The sequence below is a fragment of the Cupriavidus sp. 01L45 genome, assembly GCF_056399885.1.
Genome location: NZ_JBFTSG010000056.1, coordinates 79,541 through 106,223 on the forward strand (window position 1 = coordinate 79,541; position 26,683 = coordinate 106,223).

At 66.5% G+C, this 26,683-nt stretch carries 29 protein-coding genes; 13 read left to right on the forward strand and 16 right to left on the reverse strand.

What is annotated here, in order from left to right:
* Positions 1 to 44: 44 nt before the first annotated feature.
* Genes AC1DT6_RS31135 through AC1DT6_RS31160 form a run of 6 tightly spaced genes read right to left on the reverse strand, consistent with a single transcriptional unit; the run spans position 45 to position 4,012 of the window.
* Positions 45 to 563 carry a cytochrome C gene (locus AC1DT6_RS31135; protein WP_441635503.1) on the reverse strand — a complete coding sequence of 173 codons (519 nt, stop codon included), beginning with the start codon at positions 561 to 563 and terminating at the stop codon, positions 45 to 47.
* Position 564: 1 nt separating this feature from the next.
* Entirely contained in the window at positions 565 to 1,050 is a 486-nt protein-coding gene (locus tag AC1DT6_RS31140) for a c-type cytochrome (protein WP_477103972.1), read from the reverse strand.
* Positions 1,047 to 1,568 carry a methylamine dehydrogenase light chain gene (locus tag AC1DT6_RS31145; RefSeq protein ID WP_441635507.1) on the reverse strand — a complete coding sequence of 174 codons (522 nt, stop codon included), beginning with the start codon at positions 1,566 to 1,568 and terminating at the stop codon, positions 1,047 to 1,049. Before AC1DT6_RS31145 ends, AC1DT6_RS31140 begins: the two co-directional genes overlap by 4 nt.
* 59 nt (positions 1,569 to 1,627) lie before the next feature.
* On the reverse strand, positions 1,628 to 2,215 hold the full coding sequence (gene mauD / locus AC1DT6_RS31150; RefSeq protein WP_035875734.1) for a methylamine dehydrogenase accessory protein MauD: 588 nt from the start codon (positions 2,213 to 2,215) through the stop codon (positions 1,628 to 1,630).
* Between the two features lie 7 nt (positions 2,216 to 2,222).
* Positions 2,223 to 2,825: a MauE/DoxX family redox-associated membrane protein gene (locus AC1DT6_RS31155; RefSeq protein ID WP_441635509.1), complete on the reverse strand. Its 603-nt coding sequence runs from the start codon at positions 2,823 to 2,825 to the stop codon at positions 2,223 to 2,225.
* Complete coding sequence (locus AC1DT6_RS31160) at positions 2,822 to 4,012, reverse strand: amine dehydrogenase large subunit (protein WP_477115191.1); 1,191 nt, start codon at positions 4,010 to 4,012, stop codon at positions 2,822 to 2,824. Before AC1DT6_RS31160 ends, AC1DT6_RS31155 begins: the two co-directional genes overlap by 4 nt.
* Positions 4,013 to 4,432: 420 nt before the next feature.
* Between AC1DT6_RS31160 and AC1DT6_RS31165 the strand changes: the two genes are divergently transcribed.
* Entirely contained in the window at positions 4,433 to 4,609 is a 177-nt protein-coding gene (locus AC1DT6_RS31165; protein WP_200876849.1) for a hypothetical protein, read from the forward strand.
* Positions 4,610 to 4,630: 21 nt separating this feature from the next.
* Here AC1DT6_RS31165 and AC1DT6_RS31170 read toward each other — a convergent pair whose 3' ends face one another.
* Complete coding sequence (locus AC1DT6_RS31170) at positions 4,631 to 4,993, reverse strand: translation initiation factor Sui1 (RefSeq protein WP_441625877.1); 363 nt, start codon at positions 4,991 to 4,993, stop codon at positions 4,631 to 4,633.
* A 77-nt stretch (positions 4,994 to 5,070) separates the two neighbouring features.
* The gene (locus AC1DT6_RS31175; protein ID WP_441625879.1) at positions 5,071 to 6,075 is read right to left on the reverse strand and encodes a LysR family transcriptional regulator; all 1,005 of its coding nucleotides are present in this window, start codon (positions 6,073 to 6,075) and stop codon (positions 5,071 to 5,073) included.
* A gap of 248 nt (positions 6,076 to 6,323) precedes the next feature.
* On the opposite strand from AC1DT6_RS31175, the gene AC1DT6_RS31180 reads away from it, so the two are divergent.
* The 3 genes from AC1DT6_RS31180 to AC1DT6_RS31190 are packed head-to-tail and all read left to right on the forward strand — an operon-like array spanning position 6,324 to position 9,869.
* The gene (locus tag AC1DT6_RS31180; RefSeq protein ID WP_441626072.1) at positions 6,324 to 7,298 is read left to right on the forward strand and encodes a Bug family tripartite tricarboxylate transporter substrate binding protein; all 975 of its coding nucleotides are present in this window, start codon (positions 6,324 to 6,326) and stop codon (positions 7,296 to 7,298) included.
* 25 nt (positions 7,299 to 7,323) lie between these two features.
* Positions 7,324 to 8,832 carry a M81 family metallopeptidase gene (locus AC1DT6_RS31185; protein ID WP_441626074.1) on the forward strand — a complete coding sequence of 503 codons (1,509 nt, stop codon included), beginning with the start codon at positions 7,324 to 7,326 and terminating at the stop codon, positions 8,830 to 8,832.
* A gap of 38 nt (positions 8,833 to 8,870) precedes the next feature.
* Positions 8,871 to 9,869 (forward strand): tripartite tricarboxylate transporter substrate-binding protein, encoded by a 999-nt coding sequence (locus AC1DT6_RS31190; RefSeq protein ID WP_441625881.1) that lies wholly within the window; start codon positions 8,871 to 8,873, stop codon positions 9,867 to 9,869.
* A gap of 43 nt (positions 9,870 to 9,912) precedes the next feature.
* Here AC1DT6_RS31190 and AC1DT6_RS31195 read toward each other — a convergent pair whose 3' ends face one another.
* The 3 genes from AC1DT6_RS31195 to AC1DT6_RS31205 form a co-directional block, all read right to left on the reverse strand.
* On the reverse strand, positions 9,913 to 10,779 hold the full coding sequence (locus tag AC1DT6_RS31195; protein WP_441625883.1) for an isocitrate lyase/PEP mutase family protein: 867 nt from the start codon (positions 10,777 to 10,779) through the stop codon (positions 9,913 to 9,915).
* Between the two features lie 78 nt (positions 10,780 to 10,857).
* Positions 10,858 to 11,811, reverse strand: a complete 954-nt coding sequence (locus AC1DT6_RS31200; protein WP_441625885.1) for a tripartite tricarboxylate transporter substrate binding protein — start codon at positions 11,809 to 11,811, stop codon at positions 10,858 to 10,860.
* Positions 11,812 to 11,904: 93 nt separating this feature from the next.
* Complete coding sequence (locus AC1DT6_RS31205; RefSeq protein WP_441625887.1) at positions 11,905 to 13,026, reverse strand: TauD/TfdA family dioxygenase; 1,122 nt, start codon at positions 13,024 to 13,026, stop codon at positions 11,905 to 11,907.
* 144 nt (positions 13,027 to 13,170) lie between these two features.
* Between AC1DT6_RS31205 and AC1DT6_RS31210 the strand changes: the two genes are divergently transcribed.
* Complete coding sequence (locus AC1DT6_RS31210) at positions 13,171 to 14,061, forward strand: LysR family transcriptional regulator (RefSeq protein ID WP_441625889.1); 891 nt, start codon at positions 13,171 to 13,173, stop codon at positions 14,059 to 14,061.
* 63 nt (positions 14,062 to 14,124) lie between these two features.
* Here the strand turns inward: AC1DT6_RS31210 and AC1DT6_RS31215 are convergent, their stop codons facing one another.
* Complete coding sequence (locus AC1DT6_RS31215) at positions 14,125 to 14,253, reverse strand: hypothetical protein (protein ID WP_255350714.1); 129 nt, start codon at positions 14,251 to 14,253, stop codon at positions 14,125 to 14,127.
* A gap of 545 nt (positions 14,254 to 14,798) precedes the next feature.
* Between AC1DT6_RS31215 and AC1DT6_RS31220 the strand changes: the two genes are divergently transcribed.
* On the forward strand, positions 14,799 to 15,269 hold the full coding sequence (locus AC1DT6_RS31220) for a hypothetical protein (RefSeq protein ID WP_441625891.1): 471 nt from the start codon (positions 14,799 to 14,801) through the stop codon (positions 15,267 to 15,269).
* Between the two features lie 66 nt (positions 15,270 to 15,335).
* On the opposite strand, the gene AC1DT6_RS31225 is transcribed toward AC1DT6_RS31220, so the two are convergent.
* Positions 15,336 to 16,055, reverse strand: coding sequence for a YceH family protein (locus tag AC1DT6_RS31225; RefSeq protein ID WP_441625893.1), 720 nt, complete (start codon positions 16,053 to 16,055; stop codon positions 15,336 to 15,338).
* A 155-nt stretch (positions 16,056 to 16,210) separates the two neighbouring features.
* Positions 16,211 to 16,711: a LysR substrate-binding domain-containing protein gene (locus AC1DT6_RS31230; RefSeq protein ID WP_441625895.1), complete on the reverse strand. Its 501-nt coding sequence runs from the start codon at positions 16,709 to 16,711 to the stop codon at positions 16,211 to 16,213.
* A gap of 49 nt (positions 16,712 to 16,760) precedes the next feature.
* Between AC1DT6_RS31230 and AC1DT6_RS31235 the strand changes: the two genes are divergently transcribed.
* Positions 16,761 to 17,468 carry a Bug family tripartite tricarboxylate transporter substrate binding protein gene (locus tag AC1DT6_RS31235; RefSeq protein WP_441625897.1) on the forward strand — a complete coding sequence of 236 codons (708 nt, stop codon included), beginning with the start codon at positions 16,761 to 16,763 and terminating at the stop codon, positions 17,466 to 17,468.
* Positions 17,469 to 17,475: 7 nt separating this feature from the next.
* Positions 17,476 to 18,588, forward strand: coding sequence for a CoA transferase (locus tag AC1DT6_RS31240; RefSeq protein ID WP_441625899.1), 1,113 nt, complete (start codon positions 17,476 to 17,478; stop codon positions 18,586 to 18,588).
* A 132-nt stretch (positions 18,589 to 18,720) separates the two neighbouring features.
* Here the strand turns inward: AC1DT6_RS31240 and AC1DT6_RS31245 are convergent, their stop codons facing one another.
* Positions 18,721 to 20,046 carry an MFS transporter gene (locus tag AC1DT6_RS31245; RefSeq protein WP_441626076.1) on the reverse strand — a complete coding sequence of 442 codons (1,326 nt, stop codon included), beginning with the start codon at positions 20,044 to 20,046 and terminating at the stop codon, positions 18,721 to 18,723.
* Positions 20,047 to 20,186: 140 nt separating this feature from the next.
* On the opposite strand from AC1DT6_RS31245, the gene cyoA reads away from it, so the two are divergent.
* From cyoA to AC1DT6_RS31270, 5 genes are all read left to right on the forward strand, one after another.
* Positions 20,187 to 21,260 carry a ubiquinol oxidase subunit II gene (cyoA, locus tag AC1DT6_RS31250; RefSeq protein WP_441625901.1) on the forward strand — a complete coding sequence of 358 codons (1,074 nt, stop codon included), beginning with the start codon at positions 20,187 to 20,189 and terminating at the stop codon, positions 21,258 to 21,260.
* Between the two features lie 52 nt (positions 21,261 to 21,312).
* Entirely contained in the window at positions 21,313 to 23,316 is a 2,004-nt protein-coding gene (gene cyoB, locus AC1DT6_RS31255) for a cytochrome o ubiquinol oxidase subunit I (protein ID WP_477111125.1), read from the forward strand.
* Positions 23,309 to 23,965 carry a cytochrome o ubiquinol oxidase subunit III gene (cyoC, locus tag AC1DT6_RS31260; protein WP_441625905.1) on the forward strand — a complete coding sequence of 219 codons (657 nt, stop codon included), beginning with the start codon at positions 23,309 to 23,311 and terminating at the stop codon, positions 23,963 to 23,965. Before cyoB ends, cyoC begins: the two co-directional genes overlap by 8 nt.
* Positions 23,962 to 24,348 (forward strand): cytochrome o ubiquinol oxidase subunit IV, encoded by a 387-nt coding sequence (cyoD, locus tag AC1DT6_RS31265; protein WP_441625907.1) that lies wholly within the window; start codon positions 23,962 to 23,964, stop codon positions 24,346 to 24,348. Before cyoC ends, cyoD begins: the two co-directional genes overlap by 4 nt.
* Positions 24,349 to 24,413: 65 nt before the next feature.
* Positions 24,414 to 25,133, forward strand: a complete 720-nt coding sequence (locus AC1DT6_RS31270) for an SURF1 family protein (protein WP_441625909.1) — start codon at positions 24,414 to 24,416, stop codon at positions 25,131 to 25,133.
* Here AC1DT6_RS31270 and AC1DT6_RS31275 read toward each other — a convergent pair.
* On the reverse strand, positions 25,130 to 26,608 hold the full coding sequence (locus AC1DT6_RS31275; RefSeq protein ID WP_441625911.1) for a dipeptidase: 1,479 nt from the start codon (positions 26,606 to 26,608) through the stop codon (positions 25,130 to 25,132). The two genes, AC1DT6_RS31270 and AC1DT6_RS31275, sit on opposite strands and share 4 nt — an antisense overlap.
* Between the last annotated feature and the right edge of the window lie 75 nt (positions 26,609 to 26,683).

Sequence of the window (26,683 nt, forward strand, 5' to 3'; positions counted from 1 at the left end):
CTGGCTTTTCCTGCCGCGATGATGCGCCTGGGTACGTGAGTCTGTCACATCGGCCGCGGGCTCGCGCGGGCGGTGGTGCCCGGCGTTGCCACAGGTGTTGCCGCAGGTGTTGCATCAGGCAGGGCAACGGCGCCGCCCAGGATGGCGGCGCGATGCGCGCTTACGTCGTCAAGCGGCTGGCGGCGGTAGCGTCCCACTTCCTCGGTGCTGAACGCGGCCACATCGCGGTGTCCGGTCAGCTCGGGCAGCAGCCAGTTCATCAGGCCGGCGATCTCGCTGTCGCTCAGCGCGGAGGCCGAGGTGCCGGGCACCTGGATCAGGAAGGCGCGGCCGGCCGGCGTGGCAAGCAGCAGCGGCGCGGTCTCGCGCATGTCGGGAATGCCGGCCCCGGGTTTGCCGCGGCCGTCGGGCTGGTGGCAGCCGGAGCAGTGCAGCAGATAGTTGTCGCGCGCGTGGCGCAGCTCGGCCTGCGCGCTCGCGGCGGCCGACAGCGTGGCCAGCGCCACGAATGCGAGGCCGCGCAGCGTGGCCGGACGCGAGGAGCGTGGTCGCGGCGATGCCATGTCATTGCCCCGCATCGCGCAGCTTGCGCACGGCGCCGGGGGTCTTGCGCTCGGCACGTGCGCGGGCCAGCGCATCGGGGCTCACCGCTTGCTCCGGTACGCCGTTGCTCGCGGCCAGCCAGGACAACACGGCGGCGAGCGCATCGTCGGGCAGGCTGGCGAAGCTGGGCATGATGCCGTTGAACGACTGGCCCTGCGACTGGATCGGGCCGGCGAGTCCATGGGTCAGTACATTGGCCAGATAGGTTTGCCCCGCCGGCGACGCCAGCCGCTCGCGCAGCGCGCCGGCCAGCGGGGGCGCCACGCCGGCAATGCCGGATCCGTCGGCATTGTGGCAAGCGGCGCAATGGGTGCCGAACAAGGCCTTGCCCTGATCGGCCAGCGAGTCGGCAAGGGCGGTGCCCGCGGGCGCTGCGCAAGCCATGCACACGGCCAGCAGGCGAGCGGGAACGGAGCGTGGCGGCAGCCACGGCAAGGACAGCTTCATTCCTGGACTCCGAGGATGATCGAGGTAGTGCAATGGAACATGGTGCTGTCGTTGCTCATGCACCAGTTGACATCGTTGTGCACGCCCAGCCGGTAGCCCGGCCGCTCGCGTTCGTTGGTATTGCATTCGCAGCGCCCGCAGGTGGTCTTGCCGCAGCAATCGTTGTAGCTGACCATGTAGTCCTTGCCGTCGGCCGGGTTGTGGCAGGTGCCTACCCACGAGACGCGGGAGGGCTCGGTGCCGGGCGGGCAGGTGGTGGAACTGCCGCCGCAGCACGAGCACAGGAAACCGTCCACGGCGCAGTATTTCCAGTAGTCGCAGGCGGTCTCGTCGTTTGCCTGCGGGCCGGCGGCCTTGCCGCCATGCGCGACCGCCGCATGCGCGCTGCGGTCGAAGGGCAGGACGGGCAATGCCATCGTGCCCACCATGACCTTGCCAAGCGTGGCCAGCATGCTGCGCCGGCCGGTGCGCTGCGCCGCGCGCCGCGTCTGGTGTTCGAAAAATCGGTCAAGCCACATTGCTTGTTTTCTCCTGCCTTCAGTCAGGTTCACTCGGGTTCAGTCAGGCTCAGCCGCATTCAGGCGCGCGTTTCCAGGAACTGCTGCACCGAGCCCACATTCAGGTCCATCGCGGTGAACAGGCTCTCCAGCTGCTCGCGCGAATTCACCAGGCCCTTGGCGCGCAGCGTGCCTTGCTCGTCCATCAGCACGCCATACGGCAGCTTGCCGATCTGCAGGTGCATGCCTAGCTCGGGCGACAGCACATAGGGGAAGGCTTCCAGCCCGGCCTGGCGCAGGAAGGCGAGGTGCTCCGGCTGCTCGCCGTCCGAGGCGAGCACCACGCGCAGCCAGCCGGCCTCGCTGGCCTGCATCGACTTCAGCACCGGCAGCAGCTTCTTGCACACCGGGCAGGTGGGCGAGAGAAAGAACAGCAGCGTGCTGCGCGGCTGCGCGCCGCCCACCGCAACCGGGCCGCCGCGCACGTCCCGCAGGGCAAAGGGCGGCAGCGCATCGCCCACGCGCGGGCCGGCGTCGATCACCAGCGCGCCCATCGGCGCGACCCGTTCGAACAGGATGCCGACCTGGCGGGCCAGCGCGTAGAAGCCGAACAGGAGCGCCAGCACGGCGATCCACAGCACGATATTGGCAATCACAAGGGCAGTCATGGCAGTCTCACGAGTAGGTTGAATGGGTGCGGCGAGAGGGCGCGGCGGCGCGATCGGCATTGACCAGCACTTGCGTGGCGCCGAGCCACAGCAACAGCAGCGCAAGCGCGCAGAAGCCGGCCGCCAGGTAGTCGAGCAAGGTGAACGCGCGCGGCGCCGCGTCCGCCGCCAGGCCGGCCGCCGTTGCCGCGGCCAGCCCCAGCACCGCGAGCAGTCCAAGGTTGCGCGCCAGCAGGCCCGGCGAAAGGCGCAAGCTGTCGGCGGCGCTGCCGCAGCCGCAGCGGATGTCGCGCCGGCCGCGCAGCAGGTTGATGCCCACCGCGCCGCTGGCGATCGCCACCACCAGGGCCGCCAGCAGCGCCGCGCCCGGCTGCAGCGGCGTGGCTACCAGCGCCGCCACGCTGGCCGCCTCGGCGCCGGCATAGGCCAGCGCCACCCAGCGCGACCATGCCTGCGGCATCAGCCGGTAAGCACTCACGGCGGCCTGGAAGCCGGTGAAGTCGCGCAGCTTGGGCCAGAGGGAATGCGCCAGCACCAGCGCGGCGGCGGCGGAGCAGGCCGCCACCATGACGGGATCGCGCAATACGTCGGAGATTTCGGCGGCGCTCATTGATGCAGCTCCAGTTGCACCGCGTTCTCCGCGACCTGGTCCAGGCGGGATATCGGCTTCAGTCCGCGGGCCGGGTCCAGTGACACCACGCMGGCCTTTGCCGCGTCCAGCACGTAGAGCGTTGGCTGGGAACCTTGCGTGATCGTGAGCGCCAGCGCGTTTTGCCCCGGCGCGCGGGCAACGCGCTTGCGCTGGGCCAGGTCGATGGTCCAGATCTCGGCGGCGGGCGACTTGTGCGATCCGTCCTTGGCGCGCGGATGCATGCCCAGGTACAGGCGGCCGGTGGCGGCGTGCAGCGCGAACAACTGGTAGCCGCCCGGCTTCCAGCCAGCCTTGCGGTCGGCGGCGTCGACCACGGGCCAGGGTTGCGCGAACGCTGGCGTCTCGTCCGAGAGGTCGGCGCTGTACACATTGCCGTTGAAGGACACGAAGGTCAGCGTGTTGCCGACGCGCTCGCTGTGCAGGAAGACCGGATCGGTATCGGGATCGAACATGCGCGCGCTGCGCTTTTGACCGCTGGGCTGGCCACTGGCGTCATGCGTCACCGTCAGCATGGTGCCGTCGCCGCACAGGGTGCGAAAGCGCAGGCTGGAAGCCTCCGTGGCAAACACGCCCCAGCATCCCGGGGTTTGCGCCTCCGCCACGAACTTGCCGGCCTGCAGGTCAACGATGCTGACCGTGGTGGCTGGCGTGGCGTTCTGCACGTAGAGGAAATGCCCGTCGGCGGACACGGTGGCGATGCCCCGGTAGTTCAGCGACTGCGCATGTTTGGGCGGGATCACGATCTCGCTGCGGTAGGCCAGCGTGGCGGTGTCATAGAGGCTGACCACGTCGGTGCGCTCGCTGCGCGCCAGCCGCGTGTAGAACGTGGAGATCACATACAGCGTGCGCCTGTCCGGCGACAGCACGCTTTGCCCGCCGAACGCGGTGGGTACCAGCCCGAGGTAGCGCATGCGCTTGCCGTCCACCACGTGCAGGCGCCCGTCCACCATGTGCTTGAACGCCACATCGGAGATATAGAGGCGGCTGTCGTCGGCGGGCGCCAGCGCCTGCACGGAAAGGGTTTCGGGCGGCAATTCGGCGGCGTTGGCGGCGGGCGCAGGCATGGCGAGCGCGCTCAATATCGCCGCTGCCGCCAGTCCCGTGCCCGGCCGTCGCGTGAAGGCCCTGGTGCTTACCTCGTTCACTTGCTGGCTCCTTGGTGCGCTTTGCAATGAGGCCAGTCTACGAACGCGCGTGGCAGGGGCGTTATCCGAAATCGGCAACCGCGGCACGGGGATATTCACCGATGCCGGCGGGCGATGGCTTGCCGCGGGACGCGCCTTCAGCGCCACAGCGGGTGCATGGCCGCCGGGCCGCCAACGTGGCTGCGCCCGCCGGCGGTGCCCGCCAGCCCGCCGCCGCGCGATCCTGCACCGCGGCTGTGCGCGGCCAGCCGCGCGGCGGGCTGGCGCACGGACGCAGGGCTATCCGTTTTCGGAAACGGAGCAGAATAGGCGGAGAGCGCGAAGGAGGCGAGGCAGAGACGCCGATGCGCAGGATGGCGCACCAGCCGGGGCCGCATTCGCCCGCCGTGCTACGATCCGCGCCTATTACGGAGAATGAAGATGTTTTTTACTTGCCAGAACCAGTCGTGCCAGACGCGTTGGGACCCCAAGGACGTGACGGTCAAGGACGAAGGCCAGGGCCCGCTGTTCCGCTGCCCAGTGTGCAATTCCCGCAACCCGGTCGTGCCCCAGCGCAAGGCCGACGGCAGCATCGTTTACAAGCAGCGCACCAGGTAAGCGGATCCCGCGGACTCTTGCTCAGCCACCGGCCCGCTTCACCGTCATGCCGCGCTGACGGAGTTTTTCCATCACCGTGTCGCAGTGGTCGCCCTGGATCTCGATCACGCCATCCTTGACGGTGCCGCCCGAGCCACAGGCGGCTTTCAGTTCCTTGCCCAGTTGCGCCAGCGCCAGCGCATCCAGCGCGATGCCGCGCACCAGCGTCACCCCTTTGCCCTTGCGGCCCTTGGTCTCCCGCGAAACCCGCACGATGCCGTCGCCCTGCGCGACCGGCCGGGCCTTGCCGCAGGTGCAGGCCGCCAGCGCATTGCCGCAGCCGGGGCACATACGGCCGTGTTCCGTGGAGTAGACCAGCGAGCTGGCGGGTTTTTGCTGTGACATGTCCGGGGTCCGGTTGGCGGGCTGGGCAGGCAGCGTACGGCAAGCGTGCGCGCGCTGCAAGAGGCGAGCGCCGCTTGTCACGAGCCGTTCGCCGGGTTCATCAATCCCGCATTGGCCAGCCACGCCGACGGATCCGCCGGCATCTCCGCCGCGTGCTGCAGGATGAAATCGCGAAAGGCGCGCGCCGGGGCGCGCGGCGCCAGCGCGCCATTCCACACCATGACCACCGGTTCCACCTGGCTTGCCAGCTTGAACGGCAGTACCGTGGCGAGATTCGCCGCCGCCAGTTGGGCGGCGATGCGCTCGGGGTACACGGCCAGGAAGTGCGCGGCCTGGAGCAGGTTGACCGTCATGGTCACGTCGCTGGTCCGGATGCCGCGCTCCGGCGGCGGCATGTCCAGCGCGCGGAATGCGGTGTGCAGGTGGTGCAGCATGCGCGCGCCATGCGCCGGAATGCACCACTGCTGGTCGGCCAGGTCCTGCGCGGTGATGCGCGCGCGCCCTAGCAGCGGATGCGTCGTGCTGGCGACGATGACCAGTTTCTGTCCGGGAATGATGGGCGCATGGCGCAAGTCCTTGCGCTCGAGGCGTGGGTCTTCGTAGGCAAACAACAGATCGAGCTCGCCTTCTTCGACCTGGCTGATCAGGTCCATGATGCCGCCATCGATCACGCTGATATCCACCCCTGGATTGCCCGCATGAAAGGCGCAGAGCAACTGCGCCAGTGCGGGCTGGACCGATGTGGTCCGGTAGGCCAGGCTCATCTGGCCTCGCGTGCCCGCGCGCACGGCTTGCAGGGACTCGGCCAGGCGGCTCAGTTGCGCCGTCACCAATGCCGCGCCGTCGATCATCTCCCGGCCGATGTCGGTGGCGCGCATGCCGCGGCGTCCACGTTCGAACAACGGCATGCCCACGATGGCCTCCACTTCGCCCAATGTCTTCGACACCGCCGCCGGGCTGATATGGAACCGTGCCGCGACTTCGGCCGCACTCTGCAGCTCGTCCAGCGCAAGGATGACGCGCAGGTGCCGGAACTTGAGTCGGGCGAGCAGGGCGTGAACGGGATGGACGGCGGGCGGCATGGGGGATTCCAAGGGAGATCTGCGGCGATAAAAAAGCAGGAAGACCTCGCCGCGGCATTAACCAGGTCATTAACCAAATGCTCAACAACTATCAATTTTAATTCGCTTTTGGTTGATTGTGGGCTCCTCTATAGTGAGCCATCGGAGTGCCGTCATGAGCACGCCTCTTCCCCGGCAGGCCTGCGTCGCGCCGCCGTTCCCGCGGCAACGGGAAGCACAAAGATCCAAGGTCAGGAGACAAGCAAGTGATCAAGTTCAGTGCAGCAGTCAAGGCGGCCATCGCCGGCGCCAGCCTTCTCTCCGCGAGTTTCGCGGCCCATGCAGCCTGGCCCGAGCGGCCGTTGCGGCTGGTCGTGCCGTTCCCCGCGGGCGGGTCCTACGACATCGTCGCGCGCACGCTGTCCCAGAAGCTGGGGAAGCGGCTCGGGCAACCCGTCATGGTCGAGAACATCGCGGGCGGCGCCACCGTGCCTGGCGTCATGTCGGCCCTGAAGGACAAGGCGGAGGGCTATACCCTGCTGCTCGCCAGCGATGGCTCGCTCAACATCAACCAGTACGTCATCAAGGGCCTGCGCTACAACCCGGACACCGACCTGACGCCGGTCACCATCCTGAACACGGTGCCGCACTGGATCGTCGCCCGCTCCGACCGCAAGGAGGGAAGCCTGACCGACCTGAAGGCGTATATCCGCAGCAACCCCGGCAAGGTCTCGATCAGCATCAACACGGTGGCCGGTGCGGCCCACCTGGGTCTGGCCAGCTGGAAGCAAAGCAACGGCCTGGACTTCACCATCGTTCCCTATCGCGGCTCGCCGCCGGCCATGGCCGATCTCATCGGCGGCCAGACCGACGCGCACGTCGACGTGATCGGTTCCTCGGCGGCCTATGTCACCGACGGCAAGGTCAAGCCCCTGGCCACGCTGCAGGGCCATGCCGTCACGCAGTTCCCCAGGGTGGAGACGCAAAAGGCCGATAGCCCCGATGCACTGCTGGTGCGCGCCAACCTGGCGCTGGTGGTGAGGACCGGCACGCCCCAGCCGATCATCGAGCGGTTGTACAGGGAGGTGAAGAGCAGCGTGGAAGAGCCTGACTTCATCGCACGCCTGCAGTCGCTGGCTTACGAACCCGTGCTGAGCCCGCCCGCGCAGGCCCGCAAATTCCTCCAGGCCGAGTCCGCCCGCTATGGCGCGATCGCGAAGGCAGTCAACCTCGATGCAAACTAAAGCCATGCAGCCCAAGGATAAGAAGATGCGCTTTGTCATTGCCCTGATGCGGCATGAAACCAATACTTTCTCCCCTATCGCGACGCCGCTCTCGTCGTTCTGCCGGGGCACGGGCGTGGATGGGCCGGTATCCGGCGAGGCTGCCATCCGCGCCTGCGAAGGCACCAACAATGCCGCCGCGGCCTTTATCGACATGGTGCGCAGCCAGGGCGACGAGTTCGTCATGCCGCTGCTGGCCAACGCGGTGCCGAGCGGCATCGTGACCGCCGAAGCGTTCGAATCGATGGCCGGGGCCATCGTGGCGGCGGTGCGCGAAGGCTGCGACGCCGTCATGCTCGACCTGCACGGCGCGATGGTGGCGCAGGGCTATCCCGATGCCGAGGGCGAACTGCTCAGGCGCATCCGTGCCGTGGCGCCTGGCGTGCCCATTGCGGTAGCGCTGGATTTCCACGCCAACTTCAGCGATACGCTGGTGGGCAATGCGACGGCCATCGCCGGCTACTGCACCTATCCCCACGTAGACGTGTACGAGACCGGCGCGCGGGCGGCGCGTACCTTGATGGCCGCGCTGCGCGGCGAGGCCACGCCGGTCATCCTGTCGCGCACTTTGCCGATGCTCACGCATATGCTGCGGCAGACCCCGCAGGACCAGCCCATGAAAGACATCATGGACCGCGCCATGGCGGCGGAGCGCGATGGCGAAGTGCTCAATGCCTCGGTGTTTGGCGGATTTCCGCTCGCCGATATCCCGCACGTTGGCCTGACCGTGGTGATCGTGGCCGATGCCGGGCGCGAACATGCCGCGCGCCAGTTGCTGGACGAACTGACGGCAATGGCCTGGGCACGCCGCGCCGACTTTGTTTTCCCGATCGAGCCGATGGCGGAGTCGGTGGCGCGTGCCAGGACGCTCGACGGCGGCCCCGTGGTGCTGGTGGACCATGGCGACAATTGCGGCGCCGGCGGCCCGACCGACCAGATGAGCGTGCTGGCCGAAGTGATGCGCCAGGGCCTCGACGATGTCGTGGCCGGCCCGTTCTGGGACCCGGCCGCCGTCGAACAGATGATCCGGGCGGGCATAGGCCAGCAGATCACGGTCGCGGTGGGCGGCAGGACCGACATGCCGGCGTTGCGCCTCAAAGGCCAGCCCCTGACGCTGACCGGGCGGGTGAAGTGCATTACCGATGGCAACTACCAGGTGACCGGGCCGATGTTTACCGGCGTACGGCTAAGCCTTGGCCGGGTCGCGGTGCTCGAGGCGGGCGGCGTCCTGGTGATGGTCTGCGAGAAGCCGCAGGAGCCGTTCGATACCGGCGTGTTCACGCATGCGGGCATCGACCTGGCGCGCAAGAAGTACATCCTGATCAAGTCGCGCCAGCACTTCCGCGCAGGGTTCGGCCCGATTGCCCGGCATATCGTGCTGGTGGCCGGACCGGGGGTTTGCAGCTCGGACTACAGCTTGTTTCCGTTCGAGAACCTCCGGCGGCCGATATATCCGCTGGAGCCGGACACGACGCTCGAGCCGGCCGCGGCATGACCCGGCACACCACACGGCACACCACACAGGAATCAGACATGCACAATCGCTTCTCTTGGCCTAAGCTGGCAACCGCGCTCGCGGCCGCCGTTGCCGTCGTCGCGGCAGGCGTGCCGGCTGCGGCCGGTGCCGCCAGCGCCGACACCCCCACACGCATCGTCATCGGCTTTGCACCGGGCGGAGCACTGGACGTGTTCGCGCGCACGGTCGCGGAAAAGCTGCGCGTCTCGCTCGGCGAAACCATTCTGGTCGAGAACCGGCCCGGCGCTTCAGCCCGGCTGGCGCTCGAATCCGTGAAGCGTGCCGCCCCGGATGGAAAAACCATCCTCATCTCGCCCGCGCCTCCGTTCACCATTTTTCCGCTGACCTACAAGCGGCTGCCCTACGATCCCGACAAGGATCTCGTGCCCGTCGCCTACCTGGCGGACGTGCCCCTGGTCGCCTCTGCCAGTGTCAGCCAGCCCTACAAGACGATGCCGGAGTACATCGCGTGGGTGAAACGCAATCCGGCATCCACCGGGTTTGGCCTGGTCACGCTGGGCGGCACCGTTCACTTCGGTGTACTCACGCTGCGCAAGGCCATCGATGTGCCGCTGACCCCGACGGCCTACCGTGGCGCGGCGATGATGTTGACGGATGAGATCGGGGGCACGCTGCCCATCGGCGTCGATGCGATAGGCGGCCAGATGGAACTGCACAGGGCGGGCAAGATCCGCTTTCTCGGCGTGACCGGCACGAAGCGCTCGGTATTGCTGCCCGATGTCCCGACGCTGCAGGAGGCCGGCGTACCGGGGTTCGACATGGCATCGGGCTGGTATTCCGCGTTTGTGCCCGCGGGCACGCCCGCGGCGACCGTGGCACGTCTGGAGAAGGCATTGCTGGACGCGGTGAAGGAGCCTGACGTGCGCGCCAGGATGGCGGCGCTCGGCATGGAGATGGCGGGACAGCCCGGCGCGCAAGCCCGCAAGACCATCCAGGCGCAGCGCGCGCAGTGGAAGCCCATCGTGGAGGCTTCCGGCTTTACGGCCGACGACTGATGCCAGGCGGAACCGGCCATCGCCCGGGAGATGGCCGCCGCCCTCACTCGCCGTAGCGCTGGCCCCGCGCGATCAGTTCCGGGGTGCCGATCACGGCATTCAGCCCGTCAAAGTCCAGCATGGCATCGCGCATCGGCGCGGTAGTGCCATGCTCAAGTAGCGTCGAGTAGTAATGCTTCATCTGCGCACCGAGGAAGCGCACGACGCCGCCAGGGAAGATCACGATCCGGAAGCCTTTGCTGCCGAGCGCGGCAGCACTCTGCACGGGTGTCTTGCCGCCTTCCACCATATTGGCAAGCAGCGGAATGCGTCCCGCGAAGCGCTCGCACACGAGGGCCATGTCTTCCTCGGTGCGCAGCGCCTCGATAAAGAGCGCATCGACACCGCACTCCACATAGGCCTCGGCGCGCTCGATCGCCGCATCGAGTCCTTCGATGGCAACCGCGTCGGTACGGGCAAGGATCAGGGTTTGCGGCGAGGTGCGCGAGTCCAGGGCGGCTTTCAGCTTGCCGCACATCTCGGCGGTGGAGACCACGCGCTTGTTGTCCAGGTGGCCGCACCGTTTGGGGAAGGTCTGGTCCTCGAACTGGATCATGGCGGCGCCGGCACGTTCTAGCGAACGCACGGTGCGGATGACGTTGAGCGCGTTGCCGTAGCCGGTATCGGCATCGACGATCAGGGGCACGTCGACGCGGTCGGTGATCCTGCCGACGATATCCGCCGTCTCCGTCGCGGTGGTCAGCCCCACGTCGGAGCGCCCAAGCTGGGTGTAGGCCACGGCGGCGCCGGACAGGTAGAGGGCTTCGAATCCCGCTTGCGCGGCCAGCAGCGCCGAGAACGCGTCATAGACGCCGGGCGCCAGCAGCACGCGCGGTTCGCGCAGGCGGTGTTCGAGCAACGGGGTGGTCATTGTATTTTCCAGGTGTGGCCGCGCATGGCGGCAGAGTCATCAGGCAACGTCATCAGGCTGCAGCTCCAGGCGACATTGTCAGGCAACCTTGGTATGGGTCACGGCGACTACCTTGGCCCAGCGGTCGATCTCCTTGCGCACGAACTGCGCGAAATCCTGCGCGCTGCTCCCCACCGGAACCAGTCCCTCCTTGAGCAAGCGCTGGCGCATGGCTGGCGACGCGACCGCCGCGCGCGCAGCCTTCTCGATTTGCCGGACCAGGTCGGGCGGCATATTGGCCGGGCCGAACAGGCCATACCATGAACTGTAATCGAAGCCGGGCACCACTTCGGCGATCGGCGCCACATCGGGGAACGCCTGCAGCCGTTGCGGCGTGCTGACGGCGATGGCCTTGAGCTTGCCCGCGCTCAGCAAGGGCTGAACGGTGGCGACATTGCCGAGCAGCAGGTCTGCCTGGCCGCCGACCACATCGGCCACGGCCGGCCCCGCGCCCTTGTACGGCACGCTGACGATATCGACTCCGGCTTCGGCTTTCAGCATCTCGCCCGCGAGATGGTTGGCGCTGCCCACGCCCGCCACCGCCAGGCTCAGGTGGCCGGGCTGCGCCTTGGCCAGTGCGATCACGTCGCGCAGGTTGCCGGCCTTGAGCGAGGGCCGGGCGACCAGGATCAGCGGAGAGCTGGCGATCAGGCTGATGGGCGTGAAATCCTTGAGCGTGTCGAACGGCAGCTTCTGGAACAGCGACGGGTTGATCGCATGGCTGGTATAGCTCAGCAACAGCGTACCGCCGTCGGGCTCGGCCTTGGCCACCGCACCCGCCGCGATATTGCCGGCGGCGCCCGGCTTGTTGTCGACGATGAAGGTGCGCCCCAGCCGGCTTTCCAGTTCCATCGCAAGCGAACGCGCCACGATGTCGGTGCCGCCGCCCGGCGTTGCGCCGACCAGCAGCTTGGTCACGGTGGTCGCCGCCCTCAGGTCGGGCGGGATCAGCAGGGCCGCGGACAGCAGCGCCAGGAAGTCGCGTCGTTGCATGTTGTCTCCATCTCTTGCTTGTCGTTATAGTGCGTCGGCGGGATCGAGCCCGCCGCGTGGGGCGTGTTTGCTACTTGCTACCTGGCGGCAGGATCAGTCCGCCATTGCCGATGCTGGCGCCGGCACGCCGGGCGTCCATGCCCGCAACGGCATGCCCATCGCCGCAGCCTGCCGCGCTTCGAACACGGCAAACGCTTCCGGCCGCGCGGCGCCGCGCAGGCCGCCCCTGACCGCGCCGGCACGCACGTCGTCAAAATACTCGGCCCAGTCATCGGGCAAGGCCTGCGCCGACGGCACGGCCAGCCACAGCCGCAACAGATGGCGCTTGCGGTCCATCTCCTCGTAGTCCTCGAAATGGGTCCGCGAGTGCACCGTCACGTAGTTGTTCAGCAATTGCATGTCGCCGGGTTCCAGTGACATCGAGAAGCAGAGTTGCGGGTCCGTCAGCAGTTCGTCGAGCAGGTCCAGCGCGTCTTGCTGCGGGCCGGTCAGGCGAGGCACGGTGTCGAAGTCCGCTTGCGCGGCGACGATATTCTTCCGGTTGGTGCGGAACGCAAAATGGTCCGGGTGGTTGCCCAGGATGGACAAGCCGTAATACGGCGGCTGGGCCGGATCCTGCGCGCCCTGATAGCTGAAGTAGAAGCGCTGGCGCAGCACCGGCTCCAGGTCCGGCCGCCTGCGCCGTACCTCGTCGCGCAATGCGATCGAGCTGACCACCTTGCTCTCCCCGCCGCTCCTGGCCGCCCGGCGGCACAGCAGGGCAACCACGTCGCTGGAGTCCGTGTGGAAGTCCAGCGCGGCATTGGTGTTGTAGCCGCGCCCGTTCCTGGTCTTGTAGGCCGCGCCGATATCGCGCACATCATTGAGGAATTCGCTGGCGCGGTTCTGCGTGCGCGCCACGCCCATGTGCAGGCCCATGCACCAGTAGGCCAGGCGCGTGTCGTCCTCGGTCCACTTGTCGACCGGAAAGCCCTTGAGCAGGCACATGCCCCACCGGCCTTGCGTGGCGGCGATGGCCCGGTCCAGCGCTGCCCGCGCCGCGGGGCTGAGTGGAAAGTCCTCCTGCGCCAGGTCGAGAAAGGCCTTGCCGGTGGCCTTGGCATGCGCCAGCGCGGTGTCGAAACTGGCCACCTCATCGGCCGACAGGCGTTGAATCCACGAGGTATCTTTTTGCGCATCCGGGGCATGCCAGGCGGCGGGGCTGAAGGCGGTCATGGCGGGTTTGGTCTCCGTTTGATGGGTATCGCTGGCGCAATCGCAGCGGTCTTGCCGATCTTGCGTTGTGCCCTGAGACCAGTCTAAGCTGCGCGAGAGCCAAGAAATAGTGATGAAAATTCGCGCCTTACATAAGGAATCTTGATGAAGCTCGAAGCGTTCTCCACCCTCCAGGCGGTGATCGAGGAGGGCTCGTTCGCCGCGGCCGCGGCGGTGATGCATCTCACCCCCAGCGCCGTGAGCATGCAGATGAAGCAGCTGGAGCAGTACGTGGGCCAGACGCTCTTCGACCGCTCCGGCCTGCAGGTGCGCCCGACCGCGGCGGCCGTTGAGGTGGTGGCAGCGATGCGCGACGGGCTGCACCATCTCAATGCCTTGCGGCGACGCACGTCGGTCGCCATCGAAGGCACCTTGCGCCTGGGGATGATCGAATCGATCCAGCCGGTGCTGTTGCCCGGCACCATGCGCTACTTGAGGGATCGTTACCCGCGCCTGGCGGTGCGGCCCATACGCGGGCGCAGCGCGGGATTGATGGATGCCGTCAAGGCTGGCCAACTCGATGCGGCGGTGGTGGCCCAGCCCGAGAAAGGCCGCCTGGCCAGCCTGCGCTGGCATCCGCTCACGCAACGGGAAATCGTGCTGGTGGCCCCACCGGGGGAGCGCCCGGATTCGGCGGAGGCGCTGCTGCGCAGGCATGACTGGATCCGCTACGACCGCGGCACGGCCACCGGCGCAATGGCTGCGCGCTATGTCCACGCCCGCATGCCCGATAAGCGCAGCACCCTGGAACTTGACACCGTGCCCGCCATCGTCGCCATGGTCAGCGCCGGGCTTGGCGTCTCGCTGGTGCAGTTGATGGATCCCGGTATCTGCCAGATCTATCCGGTGCGGATCGTGCGGCTGGGTGCCGACGCGCCTACGCTGCGGATCTCACTGGTCATCCGCAAGGCCGACCAAGACAGCCGCCTGCTGCTGGCGCTGCACGAGGCCATGACCGCAACGCTGGGCGGGCGTTCCGCCTATGCGGCAATGTAGATTGCGGGCAATGCGCCATGTCCATACATTATCGGCATGGCCGAGGCGCCGCGTGGCCCCGGACTAGCGGGCGGCGGGACTGCCGTAATACGCGCCGGTGCGGGGGTTGGATACGATATAGGTATTGCGCCTGGCCCAGGTCTGGGCAGCCATGAAGACTTCCGGTTCGCGCTGGCTCCAGTCACTCGTCATGAGTGGCGTGGCCTCCTGCTCCGTAGTCGCGTACACAACGGCCTGGTGAAGGGCGGCCCGGCCCTGGCTTCCCGGAATCGTAATCGTGCGAATCGTCACGCGCATCGTCAACGGCCTCAACGTGTTTGGACTGCAAATTATCGCTGCCTTCAAACGACACTATTGTGACAAGTAGTGTGCCCGGCTGCAGCGCCAATATGGTGCCTGCAATGAGGCGCCTGGCGAAGCCGCGGCAGTTCTGGTTTGCGGCGTCGCCGTTGATCTGGAGCGGCTATTCACGATCATACGCCGCAAGTCCTTGCCGAGCCAATGTCGACTGTTGTGGCGTTTATACAGGTCTGCGAGCGCTGCTTGCGTCACAAGCGTGTGATAGCCTCCCGCTGGTTTCCTCCACAAAGGCGGTTGCCAGGACGCCTGATCCCGTATTCCTTGCGGACCTGCTGCCAGGCTGCCATCGCTTGAATGCCGTAGTTCCACCTTGCCCAAAAAACATGATGCAACTTAGTCCGGTCCGCCAGGCTTCCGAGCCTGTCAGCAGGTTTCGCATGCGGTACGCGTTCTTCTGCCTGAAATGGGCCGTCGCCCTTGCGATTCCCCTGGGCCTGCTGCTTTCGCTGCGTCCGGGTATCGAGTCATCATGGACCGCCATTTTCCTGGTGGGCCTTTACATAGGCCTTCCGATCGGCTTTGGAATGGCGGTACTGGCGTGTATCGGCTTTACCATTGGTGGCGTATTTGCCGGGTGGCTGGAGAGCAGCGAAGATGCGCAGCGGCTTTGGCTTCGCGTCAAGTTCGTGTTGCTGACGCTGATCGCGCTGCCGGTCACGGCGTTTGCTATTTACTGCGTATGGCGCGGCTTCGCCGAGCACAGAATCCTGGCGCTGTCTCGTAGTGGCACGCTGATCTCTCCCGAGAGCCATCCGGTTTTCTTCTGGGTCAGTTTTTGCGGATGGGGGTGGCTGGCAGTCGGGATGCCTGTCCACGTCTATCGCCGGGCGAAAGCGGTCTTGGGCTAAGCCGGTCCGTCTCGGATTCGCGGGACGGAGCCCGGCATTCATGTCACGGACGCCGGGTCCCTTGGGCTATAGGCCGTTCTTGTCGAGCGATATCCCCAATTCGCCAGCCATGCGCTCAACCAGCGCCTGCAGCCGTGCCACCTTCTCGGCCAGCTCCTTCTGCTCGGCCTTCAGTGCCTCGAACTCCGAAGGCGGGACCGACTCGTCGGTGGCGCTGCGCTCTGGCATATCGTCGAGGCTGACTTCGCCGCAGAGCAGGTGCATCCAGCGATGCTCGCGCCCGCCGGGCGCGCGCGGCAGCTTCACCGCAAAGGGAGGCTCGGCGGAGGCGAGTTCTTCCAGGAATACTTCGACCGACGAGATATCGGCAAAAGCATGCAGGCGCGCGGAGTTCAGCCGCAGTTCAGCCGCCGTCTGCGGACCCCGCAGCAGCAGCGTGGTGAGCAGCGCGACCGACTGGCTTGGGATGCCCAGCACGCGCTTCATGTTTTGCTCGAAGCGCGGCACGCGGCTGCTGCTGCCTTCCATCGCCAGGCTCAGGCGTTTCAAGCCATCGATGGCGGTAAGGATCTCGGCCTCGCTGGCATTCATCACCGGGGAGCGCGCGGTTTTCTGGTTGCAGCCCGAGGCCAGTGCATTGAGCGACAGCGGGTAGGTGTCCGGCACCGTGTGCTGCTTCTCGACAAGTACGGCCAGCACGCGCCCTTCAAGCTGGGTCAGGGAACGGATGGCTGGGCGCGCGGGGGTGTCGGGAGTGTCGGGAGTGTCGGAATCGGAGGTGGTCATGGGTGGCATCGCAAGGTGAAGCTGCTTGCTCGAGCCCGATCGTGAGTCAGTCTGGAGCGCTTTGTCTGGTGGCCATATGATATCCGGTCGGAAGCCGGGTGCCGGGCGATCGGTGCGGTCAACGCTGCCTTGCCGTTTGACGCGGGATTCCTGCGCTATGGATTTCCCGCGTCCCGCAGGGCTGTGGCAATCAGCGTAACGGCTGGTGACGCCGTATCCCGCTGGGTGATGAACACCATCCGCCCGGAGGCGAAAGGCGTGCGCAGCCGTACCTTGCGCACCATCGACATCGCGCTGTAGTGCCGTACGGCGCTGTCCGGCGCAACGGCCAGGAAATCACTCGTGGCCACCATCGACAAGCTGCTGTGGAATGAGATCGATTCGATATGCGGCACGGGCGGCAGCTGGCCGTCGTCGAGAAACGGCTGCTCGAATATCTCCCGGGTGTGCGTGCCGCGCGGCGGCAGTATCCACGGGCTTTCGCGCAATGCCGACAGGCTTACCTCGCGGCGCCGGGACAGCGGATGGTCCGGGGCGCATGCGATTGCCAGGTGCTCGTCCCACAGCGGCGTGATGTCCAGGCGTTCCTGCCACTGCTCGGGATGACCGGTTTCAAGCCGCCCCACCACGCAGTCGAGGTCACCCCGGGAGAGCATGCCGAACAGTCCGCTAACGGTGTATTCCCGCACTTGCAGGCGCGGCAGGATGCTGCTGGGCGCCTCGACGCATGTCGCGCAAAAGCTGCTGCAGCCGGCAGTCAAGTTCGACCCTGCAACATTCACCCACGTGATCCGCATCGGCATCAGCCCGGCCGTGCTTGTCGTGGGCACGAATTCTCCGTACCGCACGGTGGCGGACCTGGTGGCCGCCGCGCGTCGCTCGCCCGGCTCGCTGAACTACGCATCGGGCGGCGTGGGCTCCGCCGCGCATATCTCCGGCGCGGCATTCGCGTCGGCGGCAGGCATCGACGTGGTCCATATTCCCTACAAGGGGTCGGTGGAGATCGTGCCCTCGCTGATCAAGGGCGATACGCAGTTCGGCTTCCCTGTGGCAGCCACCGCGGTGCCGCAGATCGCCAACGGCAAGGTGCGGGCGCTCGCGGTGACCTCGGCGCACCGGATTCCCACGCTGCCCCAGGTACCGACGCTGAATGAAGCGCTCGGCCGCACCAATCTGACGCTCGACGCCTGGAGCGGCATCTGGGCTCCCGCGAACCTGCCGAAGCCGCTGGTGGCGCGCCTGCACGGCGCCATGCTCAAGGCGCTGGCGGATCCGGAGTTGCGCCGCTTCTACGCCGAGACGGGCGCTCTGGTCGACCCGAGCCCGACGCCGGAAGCCTTCTCCCGCCTGATCGCCGAAGAAACCGCCAGGATGCGGCAGGTGATCGACAAGAACCACATCACCATTGAATGAGCTTGCCATGCCTAACACCGCTACCCATGCGTTCAGCCCGCTCGCCGGTATCCGCGTGCTCGATTTCTCGCACGTCATCGCCGGTCCTTTTGCCACCTTCCTGCTTGCCCAGCTGGGTGCCAATGTCACCAAGGTCGAAAACGCCAATGGCGGCGACGTCATGCGCCGCGCCGGCCGGGGCCGCGAGGGATTTGTCGCGCTCAACGCGGGAAAATCCACGCTTGCCATCGACCTGTCCGGCGAGGAAGGCCGGCAACAGGCGCTGAAGCTGGCAGCCTCCTGCCATGTCTTCGTCGACAACCTGCGGCCCGGCGTGCTCGAGCGCTTCGGCCTGGGCTTCGAGGCGGTGCGCGCACGCAACCCGCGCGTGGTCTACTGCAGCATCTCCGGCTTCGGGCGCGGCGCGCCGGACTGGAAGGACCGGCCCGCCTACGACCATGTGGTGCAGGCCGCTACCGGCATGGCGTTCATGGCCGGCAACGAAGGCGATCCGCCGATCAAGACCGGCTTCCCGGTGATCGATTCCGCCACGGGGTTGCTCGCCGCCTTTGCCATTCTCGCCGGCGTGCGCGAGAGCGAGCGCACCGGGCGCGGCATGCTGCTGGATATCTCCATGGCCAGCGCCGGCATGCAACTGATGTATCCCATGACCTGCGACGCGCTCACGCGCGGCGCCACGCCTGCCAGGCAGGGGAACCAGGGCTACTCGGGCAGCCCCTCGGCCGATTTCTTCCGCACGCGGGACGGTTGGCTGGCCATCGGCGCGAATACGCCAAGGCAACTGCTGGCATTGCTGGAGGCGCTCGGGCTTGGCTATCTCGCCAGAGACCCCGCCTTGTTCAACCCGCAGCTGGAGAGCAGCGATCTGCCTGCCTTTGTGCGATCGCTGGATCCAGCGGCGCTCAAGGATGCGCTGGCTGCCGTGCTGGCCGATGGCAATGCCGCGGAGCTTGAAGTGCGGCTCAACGCTTGCGGAATCCCGGCCGCGCGCTTGCGCAATATCGCCGAGTTCGCCGCCGAGTCCATGGCCAACGGCAGCCTGGAAGCCGTCGAACTGCGCGACGGCGAAGCTGCGGTGCTGTCACCGGGGCTAGGTTTCCGGGTGCGTTCCGGCGCCTGATCCATCTCGCCTTGCCGCGAGCGGAGCTGATGAGCGCGCAACCGGCGGGCGAGCATGGCGCGAGCCCGTTCCGCTACGACAACGGCAACTCCCAGGTGCTCGGGTGGGTCATGCAGCGCGCCATCGGCCGAGTCAGTCGCGCGCCTCCATCTTCCGGTTAAACCAGAGCGCCAGCAATGTACACACCGCTCCGGAAAGCAGATAGCCGCTGACAGCAACCAGCCCGAACTCCACCGACAACCCCAGCGCGACCAGCGGCGCAAATGCCGCCCCGAACAGCCACGCGAAATCGGAAGTCAGCGCCGCGCCGGTATAGCGGAACCTGGCGTCGAAGTTCGCCGTGACGGCGCCCGCGGCCTGCCCATAAGACAAGCCCAGCAAGCCGAAGCCGATCAGGATGAACATGTCTTGCCGGGCCGGGCCGCCGTCCATCAGGTAGGGCGCGAACAAGCTGAATATGGCGATCAGCACCGCCATCAGCGCCAGCGTCGTGCGTCTGCCGATGCGGTCCGCGATCAGTCCGGATGCGATGGTGGCCGCCATGGCGATCCCCGCGCCCGCGATCTGGACGATGAGCACGGAGCTGATGTCCTGCGTCTCGTGCAGCGCGACCCACGACAGCGGAAACACGGTGACCAGATGGAACAGCGCATAGCTCGCCAGCGCGGCGAACGCACCGATGAAGAGGTTGTAGCCCTGCGCGCGAAGCAATGCGACCGGGTTGATCGGCTCCAGTTCTCCCTCGTCCAGCAACTCGGTGTACTCACGGGTCACCACCAGCCTCAGGCGCGCGAACAGGGCAACCACGTTGATCGCGAACGCTACGTAGAACGGATAGCGCCAGCCCCAGTCCAGGAACTCATCGAACTCCAGGGTAACGCGCAGGAAGAGGAACAACGAACCGGCGATCAGGAAGCCGATTGGCGCGCCCAACTGTCCCAGCATCGAGTACCAGCCCCGGCGGTGTGGCGGGGCATTCAACGCCAGCAGCGAAGGCAACCCGTCCCACGAGCCGCCCAGTGCGATGCCCTGCAGGATGCGAAGGAGGGCCAGCAATACGATGGACGTACGCCCGAGCGTGTCGAAGCCAGGCAGGAACGCCATGCCCGCGGTAGCCGTGCCCAGTACGAACAGCGCCGCCGTCAGCTTGATGCTGCGCCCCCAGCGGTGCTGGATGGCCATGAACAGCGCCGTCCCGAAGGGCCGGGCGATGAACGCGAAAGAGAAGATGGTGAAGGAGAGCAGCAGTCCGTCCAGCTGTCTGACGAAGGGGAAGAAGACGGAGGGAAAGACCAGCACCGAGGCGATGCCGTACACGAAGAAGTCGAAATACTCGGAAGCGCGTCCGATGACGACGCCGGCGGCGATCTCTCCCGGAGCGACCTCCCGGTGCATGGCTTCGCGCTCTGTCAGGGCCGGGGATGGTGACGGGTCGTGCTGGTGCGTAACGCTTGACATCATCAGGCCCTCTCGTGGTTCGGGGTGGCGTTTTGTGTCACTCCTTTAAGAATGGCACTTCTTTGACTACAGTGCCATAGGAAATGTTGAGTTTCCGCGGCCAGACCATCGGCGTAGTTTCAACGATCACTTCCACGGCTATGCAATTTCGCATTCGGAGAGTGCCATCCCGCTACGCAAGGCGAGGGTGGCTGTTGCTTCCTGCCATCCTGCTGTTGGCGGGCTGCAACGCGGTATTGCTGGCCCCGGCCGGCGACCTTGCGGTCAGGCAGCGTGATCTAATCATCATTTCAACCGGCTTGATGCTGCTGATCATCCTGCCGGTGATCGCGCTGACGCTGCTGTTCGCGTGGCGCTACCGCGCCGCCAACCGGGAGGCGGTCTACGAGCCGGACTGGGACCATTCCACCTTGCTGGAACTGGTGATCTGGGCCGCGCCGCTGCTCATCATCATCGCCCTGGGCGCGCTGACCTGGGTCAGCACCCACAAGCTGGACCCCTACCAGCCGCTGAGCCGCATCGACGCACAGCGCGATGTGCCCATGGGTGTGGCGCCAATGACGGTCGAGGTGGTCGCGCTGGACTGGAAGTGGCTTTTCTTTTACCCCGAGCTGGGCATCGCCACGGTCAACGAACTGGCGGCGCCGGTGGACCAGCCGATCCGTTTCAAGATCACGGCCTCCACGGTGATGAATTCCTTCTTCATCCCCTCGCTGGCGGGACAGGTCTATGCCATGCCGGGCATGGAGACCCAGCTCCACGCCGTCATCAATCGGACCGGGGTTTACGAGGGCTTCTCCGCCAACTACAGCGGCGCGGGCTTCTCCGGCATGTACTTCAAGTTCCATGGCATGAGCACCGAGGAGTTCGAGCGCTGGGTCCGGCAGGCCAAGGCCGGAGGTGGCGTATTGACGCGCGACGCCTACCTGCAGCTGGAAAAGCCCAGCGAGCTGGAGCCGGTACGCCGATACGCCAGCGTGGCGCCAGGCTTGTACGATGCGATCCTGAACCGCTGCGTGGAAGCCAATCGCCCCTGCATCAAGGACATGATGGCCATGAGCGCGAGCCGCGGGCAGGGCAAGCCGCGGTCCTTCGATGTGGCCGCGCTCGAGGGCGGGGCCGGAACACGAACCGGCCCCATCTGCACCGCGGGCGACCCCGCCGGCATCGGCAATGGTCCCGCCGCAGCATCCGCGAGGGTGTCGCAGCGATGACCCGCCGCTCCCCGATTCCCGCAACAACGCCCCTGCGGCCCTGGTGACCACCATGCCCGAGCACCTTGACCTTGCGAAGCTGATATTTGGCCGCCTGACCTGGGAAGCGATTCCCTTCCACGAGCCCATCCTGCTGGTGACCTTCCTGGTGGTCGCGGCCGGCGGCCTGGCGCTGGTCGGCGCGCTGACGTACTTCCGGGTGTGGGGGTACCTGTGGCACGAGTGGTTCACCAGCATCGACCACAAGAAGATCGGCGTCATGTATGTCGTGCTTGGCATCGTCATGCTGCTGCGGGGCTTTGCCGACGCGATCATGATGCGCCTGCAGCAGTCGGTCTCCTTTGGCGATTCGCTGGGCTACCTGCCGCCGCACCACTATGACCAGATTTTCACCGCCCACGGCGTGATCATGATCTTCTTCGTGGCCATGCCGCTGGTCACCGGGCTTATGAACTTCGTGGTGCCGTTGCAGATCGGCGCGCGCGACGTGGCCTTCCCCTTCCTCAATAACTTCAGTTTCTGGATGACCGTCGGCGGTGCCGTGCTGGTGATGATGTCGCTGTTCGTGGGCGAGTTCGCGCGCACTGGCTGGCTGGCCTATCCGCCGCTGTCCGGCATCCTGCAGAGTCCGGATGTGGGCGTGGATTACTACATATGGGGCTTGCAGGTCGCGGGGCTGGGGACGCTGCTCTCGGGCATCAACCTGCTCGTGACCATCGTGAAGATGCGCGCGCCGGGCATGACCATGATGAAGATGCCGGTCTTTACGTGGACGGCGCTGTGTACCAACGTGCTGATCATCGCCGCCTTTCCGGTGCTGACCGCCGTGCTGGCCCTGCTGGCGCTGGACCGCTACGCGGGCTTCAATTTCTTCACCAACGATCTCGGCGGCAACGCCATGATGTACATCAACCTGATCTGGATCTGGGGCCACCCGGAGGTGTACATCCTGATCCTGCCCGCCTTCGGCATCTTCTCGGAAGTGGTGTCGACCTTCTGCGGCAAGCGCCTCTTCGGCTATGCGTCGATGGTGTACGCCACGGTGGTGATCACGGTGCTGTCCTATCTCGTCTGGCTGCATCACTTCTTCACCATGGGATCGGGCGCCAGCGTCAATTCCTTTTTCGGCATCACCACGATGATCATCTCGATCCCGACCGGGGCGAAGATGTTCAACTGGCTGTTCACCATGTACCACGGGCGCATCCGCTTCGAGGTGCCGATGCTCTGGACCATCGGCTTCATGGTGACCTTTGTCATAGGGGGCATGACCGGCGTGCTGCTGGCCGTGCCGCCCGCCGATTTCTCGCTGCACAACAGCCTCTTCCTGATCGCGCACTTCCATAACGTGATCATCGGCGGCGTGCTGTTCGGGATGATGGCCGGCATTACCTACTGGTTCCCCAAGGCCTTCGGCTACCGGCTCGATCCCTTCTGGGGCAAGTGCTCGTTCTGGTTCTGGCTGGTTGGCTTCTACGTTGCCTTCATGCCGCTCTATGTGCTCGGCCTGATGGGCATCACGCGCCGCATGAGCCATTTCGAGGATGCGTCCCTGCAGATCTGGTTCCAGCTCGCGGCCTTCGGCGCCCTGCTGATCGCGCTCGGCATCGGCAGCTTCCTGATCCAGCTGGTGGTCAGCTTCCGCCGGCGCGAGTCGCTGCGCGACACCACCGGAGACCCGTGGGACGGCCGCACGCTGGAGTGGTCCACCTCTTCGCCGCCGCCCGCCTATAACTTCGCCTTTACGCCGGTCATCCACGACAACGACGCATGGTGGCAGATGAAGTCCCTGCAATACCAGCGCCCGCAGCAGGGTTTCATACCGATCCACATGCCGAAGAACACCGCTGCCGGGATCATAATCGCGGGCCTCAGCACGTTGTTCGGCTTTGCCATGATCTGGCATATGTGGCTGATCGCCGTGGTCTTGTTCGTTGCCACCCTGGCAGTGGCAATCGGCCATACCTTCAACTACAAGCGCGACTACTACATCCCGGCCGACGTTGTCGTCCGCACCGAGGCAGAGCGCTCGCGCCTGCTTGCCAGCCATGGTTGAAACCTCTCTCCCCTACGGCAGCGGCGACACCAGCCTGCCTGAGCGGACGCGCGCGGAAGCGCTCCGTTTTCATGAACTGAGCGAGGTGCATCCGCAGAACGGCACGTTGCTCGGCTTCTGGCTGTACCTGATGAGCGACTGCCTCATCTTTGCCTGCCTGTTCGCCGTGTATGGCGTGCTGGGCCGCCGCTATGCCGGCGGTCCCACGGGCGCCGAGCTGTTCGAGCTGCCGCTGGTCGCCCTCAACACCACCATGCTGCTGCTGTCGTCGATCACCTACGGCTTCGCCGTGCTGGAGATGCAGAAGGACAAGGCGCGCACGACGCTGATCTGGCTCGGCATTACCGGCCTGCTGGGCGCCACCTTCATCGGCATCGAGCTCTACGAGTTCGCGCACCTGGTCCACGAGGGAGCGGGGCCGCAGCGCAGCGCTTTCCTGTCCTCGTTCTTCACGCTGGTGGGCACGCACGGCACGCACGTGACCGTGGGCATCGTCTGGCTGATCACGCTGATGGCGCAGGTCGGGCAGCATGGGCTGATTCCGGAAAACAAGCGCCGGCTGATGTGCCTGTCCATGTTCTGGCACTTCCTGGACGTGGTCTGGATCGGCGTATTCACCTTCGTCTACCTGATGGGAGTGCTGCCATGAGCGCGCATGACAATGCCCTCGATGCCCATGGACATGACCACCATGGCCACGACGACCACGCCCCCAGCACCTTCAGGGGCTACATGACGGGCTTCGTGCTCGCGGTGATCCTGACGGCCATCCCCTTCTGGCTGGTGATGGCAAAGGTGTTCGACAAGTCCAGCACCACGGCGCTGCTCGTGCTGGCCTGCGCCTCGGTGCAGATCGTCGTGCACATGATATATTTCCTGCATATGAATGCCAGGTCGGAAGGCGGTTGGACCATGCTGGCGCTGATTTTCACCATCGTGCTGGTGGTCATCGCGCTGACTGGCTCGCTATGGGTGATGTTCCACCTCGACCAGAACATGATGCCGATGCACGATATGAAGAACCTGCCTTGACTCTCCCGCAACAAGATTTAGCCCGCCCGACCCCAACTCGCAGACGAACCGCCGGTGCACTGATCGTGCTGGCCCTGATTGCCGCTATCGCGGTTGCCGGGCTGGCTGCGCTTGGCACCTGGCAAGTCCAGCGGCGCGCCTGGAAGCTCGACCTCATCGAACGCGTGAACCAGCGGGTGCATGCCCCCGCCACAGCGGCGCCGGGCCCCGGTCAGTGGCCGCGCCTGAACAAGACGGACGACGAATACCGGCGCGTGCAAGTGACCGGCACGTTCCTGCATGACCGCGAGACCCTGGTCCAGGCCGTGACGGAACTGGGTGGCGGCTTCTGGGTGCTGACGCCGCTGCGCGCGGCGGACGGCAGCGTGGTGCTGGTCAACCGGGGCTTTGTGCCGCCGGAGCAGCGCGATCGCGCCACACGCAGCGGGAGCGACCCGGCCGGAGAGACCACGGTGACCGGCCTGTTGCGCTTCAGCGAGCCCGGCAACGGATTCCTGCGCCACAACGACCCGGCGGCCGGCCTCTGGTACGGGCGCGATGTGCCCGCCATTGCCGCCGCCCGCGGGCTCTCGAATGTGGCGCCGTATTTCATCGACGCGGATGCGGCCGCGCCGGGCGGCGAAGGCAGCAAGCGCGTCTGGCCGGAAGGCGGCCTGACGGTGGTCACCTTCAACAACAACCATCTCGGCTATGCCATTACCTGGTACGTACTGGCGCTGATGGCGGCTGGCGCCGCGTGCTATGTTGGCCGCGAGGAATACCGGCGGCTGCGCGGCGGCGCCTAGCCGACCGAGGCTTCGAATACCCGCCGGTAGTTGCCGCCGAGAATCCCGTTCATTTCGTCTTGCGTGAAGCCCGCCGCCAGCAGCGCATCGGCCAGCGAAGGCAATTGCTCGTAACTCCTGAACACCGGTGGGGAAATAAAGCCGAGCATGTCCGTGCCCAGGCCGACATGTTCGACGCCAACCACGTCGGCCATCCGCTTGATGCCCTCGGCCATTGCGCGCAGGTCGCGGAAGGTGCCCGAACTGGGCCAGACGCCGATCACGCCGCCGGTGCCGGCGATCACGCGGGCGTGGTCGGGCGTGATCAGCCGGCTGCGCGTGCCCGGACGCGTCGCCAGCGCGGAGTGCGAGATCACCAGCGGCCTGGTGGACGTCGCCGCGGCGCGCTTCACCAGCGCATAGGTGCCGTGCGCGACGTCGACGACGATGCCCCGCGCATTGCAGCGCCGCACCACCTCCGCGCCAAAATCCGTCAGGCCGCCGTGCACCGGCGTCTCGGTCTGGATATCGCCGAGTTCGTTGACGCGGTAGTGCGTCAGCTGCAGGTGGCGCAACTGGTGCATCGCGTACGCTTCGTCGACGCGCTCCAGTCTGCCTTCAAGAAAATCGGCGCCTTCGGAAGCGATGATCGCGCACGGCCCGGCGCGGCCACGGGCGGCCAGGGACGCCGCGTCTATCACCACATGCATCTGCTCACGCTCGATCAGCCGGTGCGCGCGCGCGAATTCGGCCACGCCGAGCGCGTAAAGCTCGCCCTCCTCCGGCGCTCGCCACGCTTCGAAGCGCGAGCGGTCCGCGGACACGCGCGTGACGGTGGTGTCGGTCACGATCGCCAGGCAGATCACGTTCATGCCGCCGGCGCGCATCGGCGCGGCGAGAGGCTGGAAGGGACGGTCCGCGCCGATGGCGGGATCGCGCGAGACGGTCACGCGGCCGCCGTGGCTGTGCATGTCGATCGTCAGCGCGTTGGCGGGCGGCGCCCATCTGGCGGCAGCGTCAGCCGCTTGTGGGGCGGATGCCGCGGATGACTCGCGCGCTTCGGTGTAGCCGGCGAAGCGTCCCGGCGCGCAGGCGGCAAGCCCGAGCGCCGCGCCGGACGCCAGGAACACGCGCCGGCTGATCGGCGCCACCCCTGCTTGCGGCGCGGGCGCAAGCGCCGAGGCTTCCACCAACTGATAGCGCCAGCCCGCCGGATCGTCGCGCAGCCGCAGCAAACGCCCTCGCAGGCAAACAGCGCGCTCTTGCCGCGCGAGCGGCGCCGCGAGGTACACCTCGATGCAGGCCAGCGGATCGCGTGGCACGCACCCGCCGCAGCATGGCGCCTCGGCGGTGAGCAAGGCATAGTCGGCAGTCTTTTCCGCGGGATCCAGCGGCATCATCCAGCCTGTCACCTCGACCAGGGTGTCATGCAGCGCGTCGGCCGCGCCGGTACGGATTGTCGTCCAGTCAATCTGCGCAATCTGCTCGATCTGCATTGCCGCTCCACGCGTTGGGCATTCGGACCTGAGCGTTGGCCGGTCAGGCATGGCTTGCTTGCGATCCACATGATA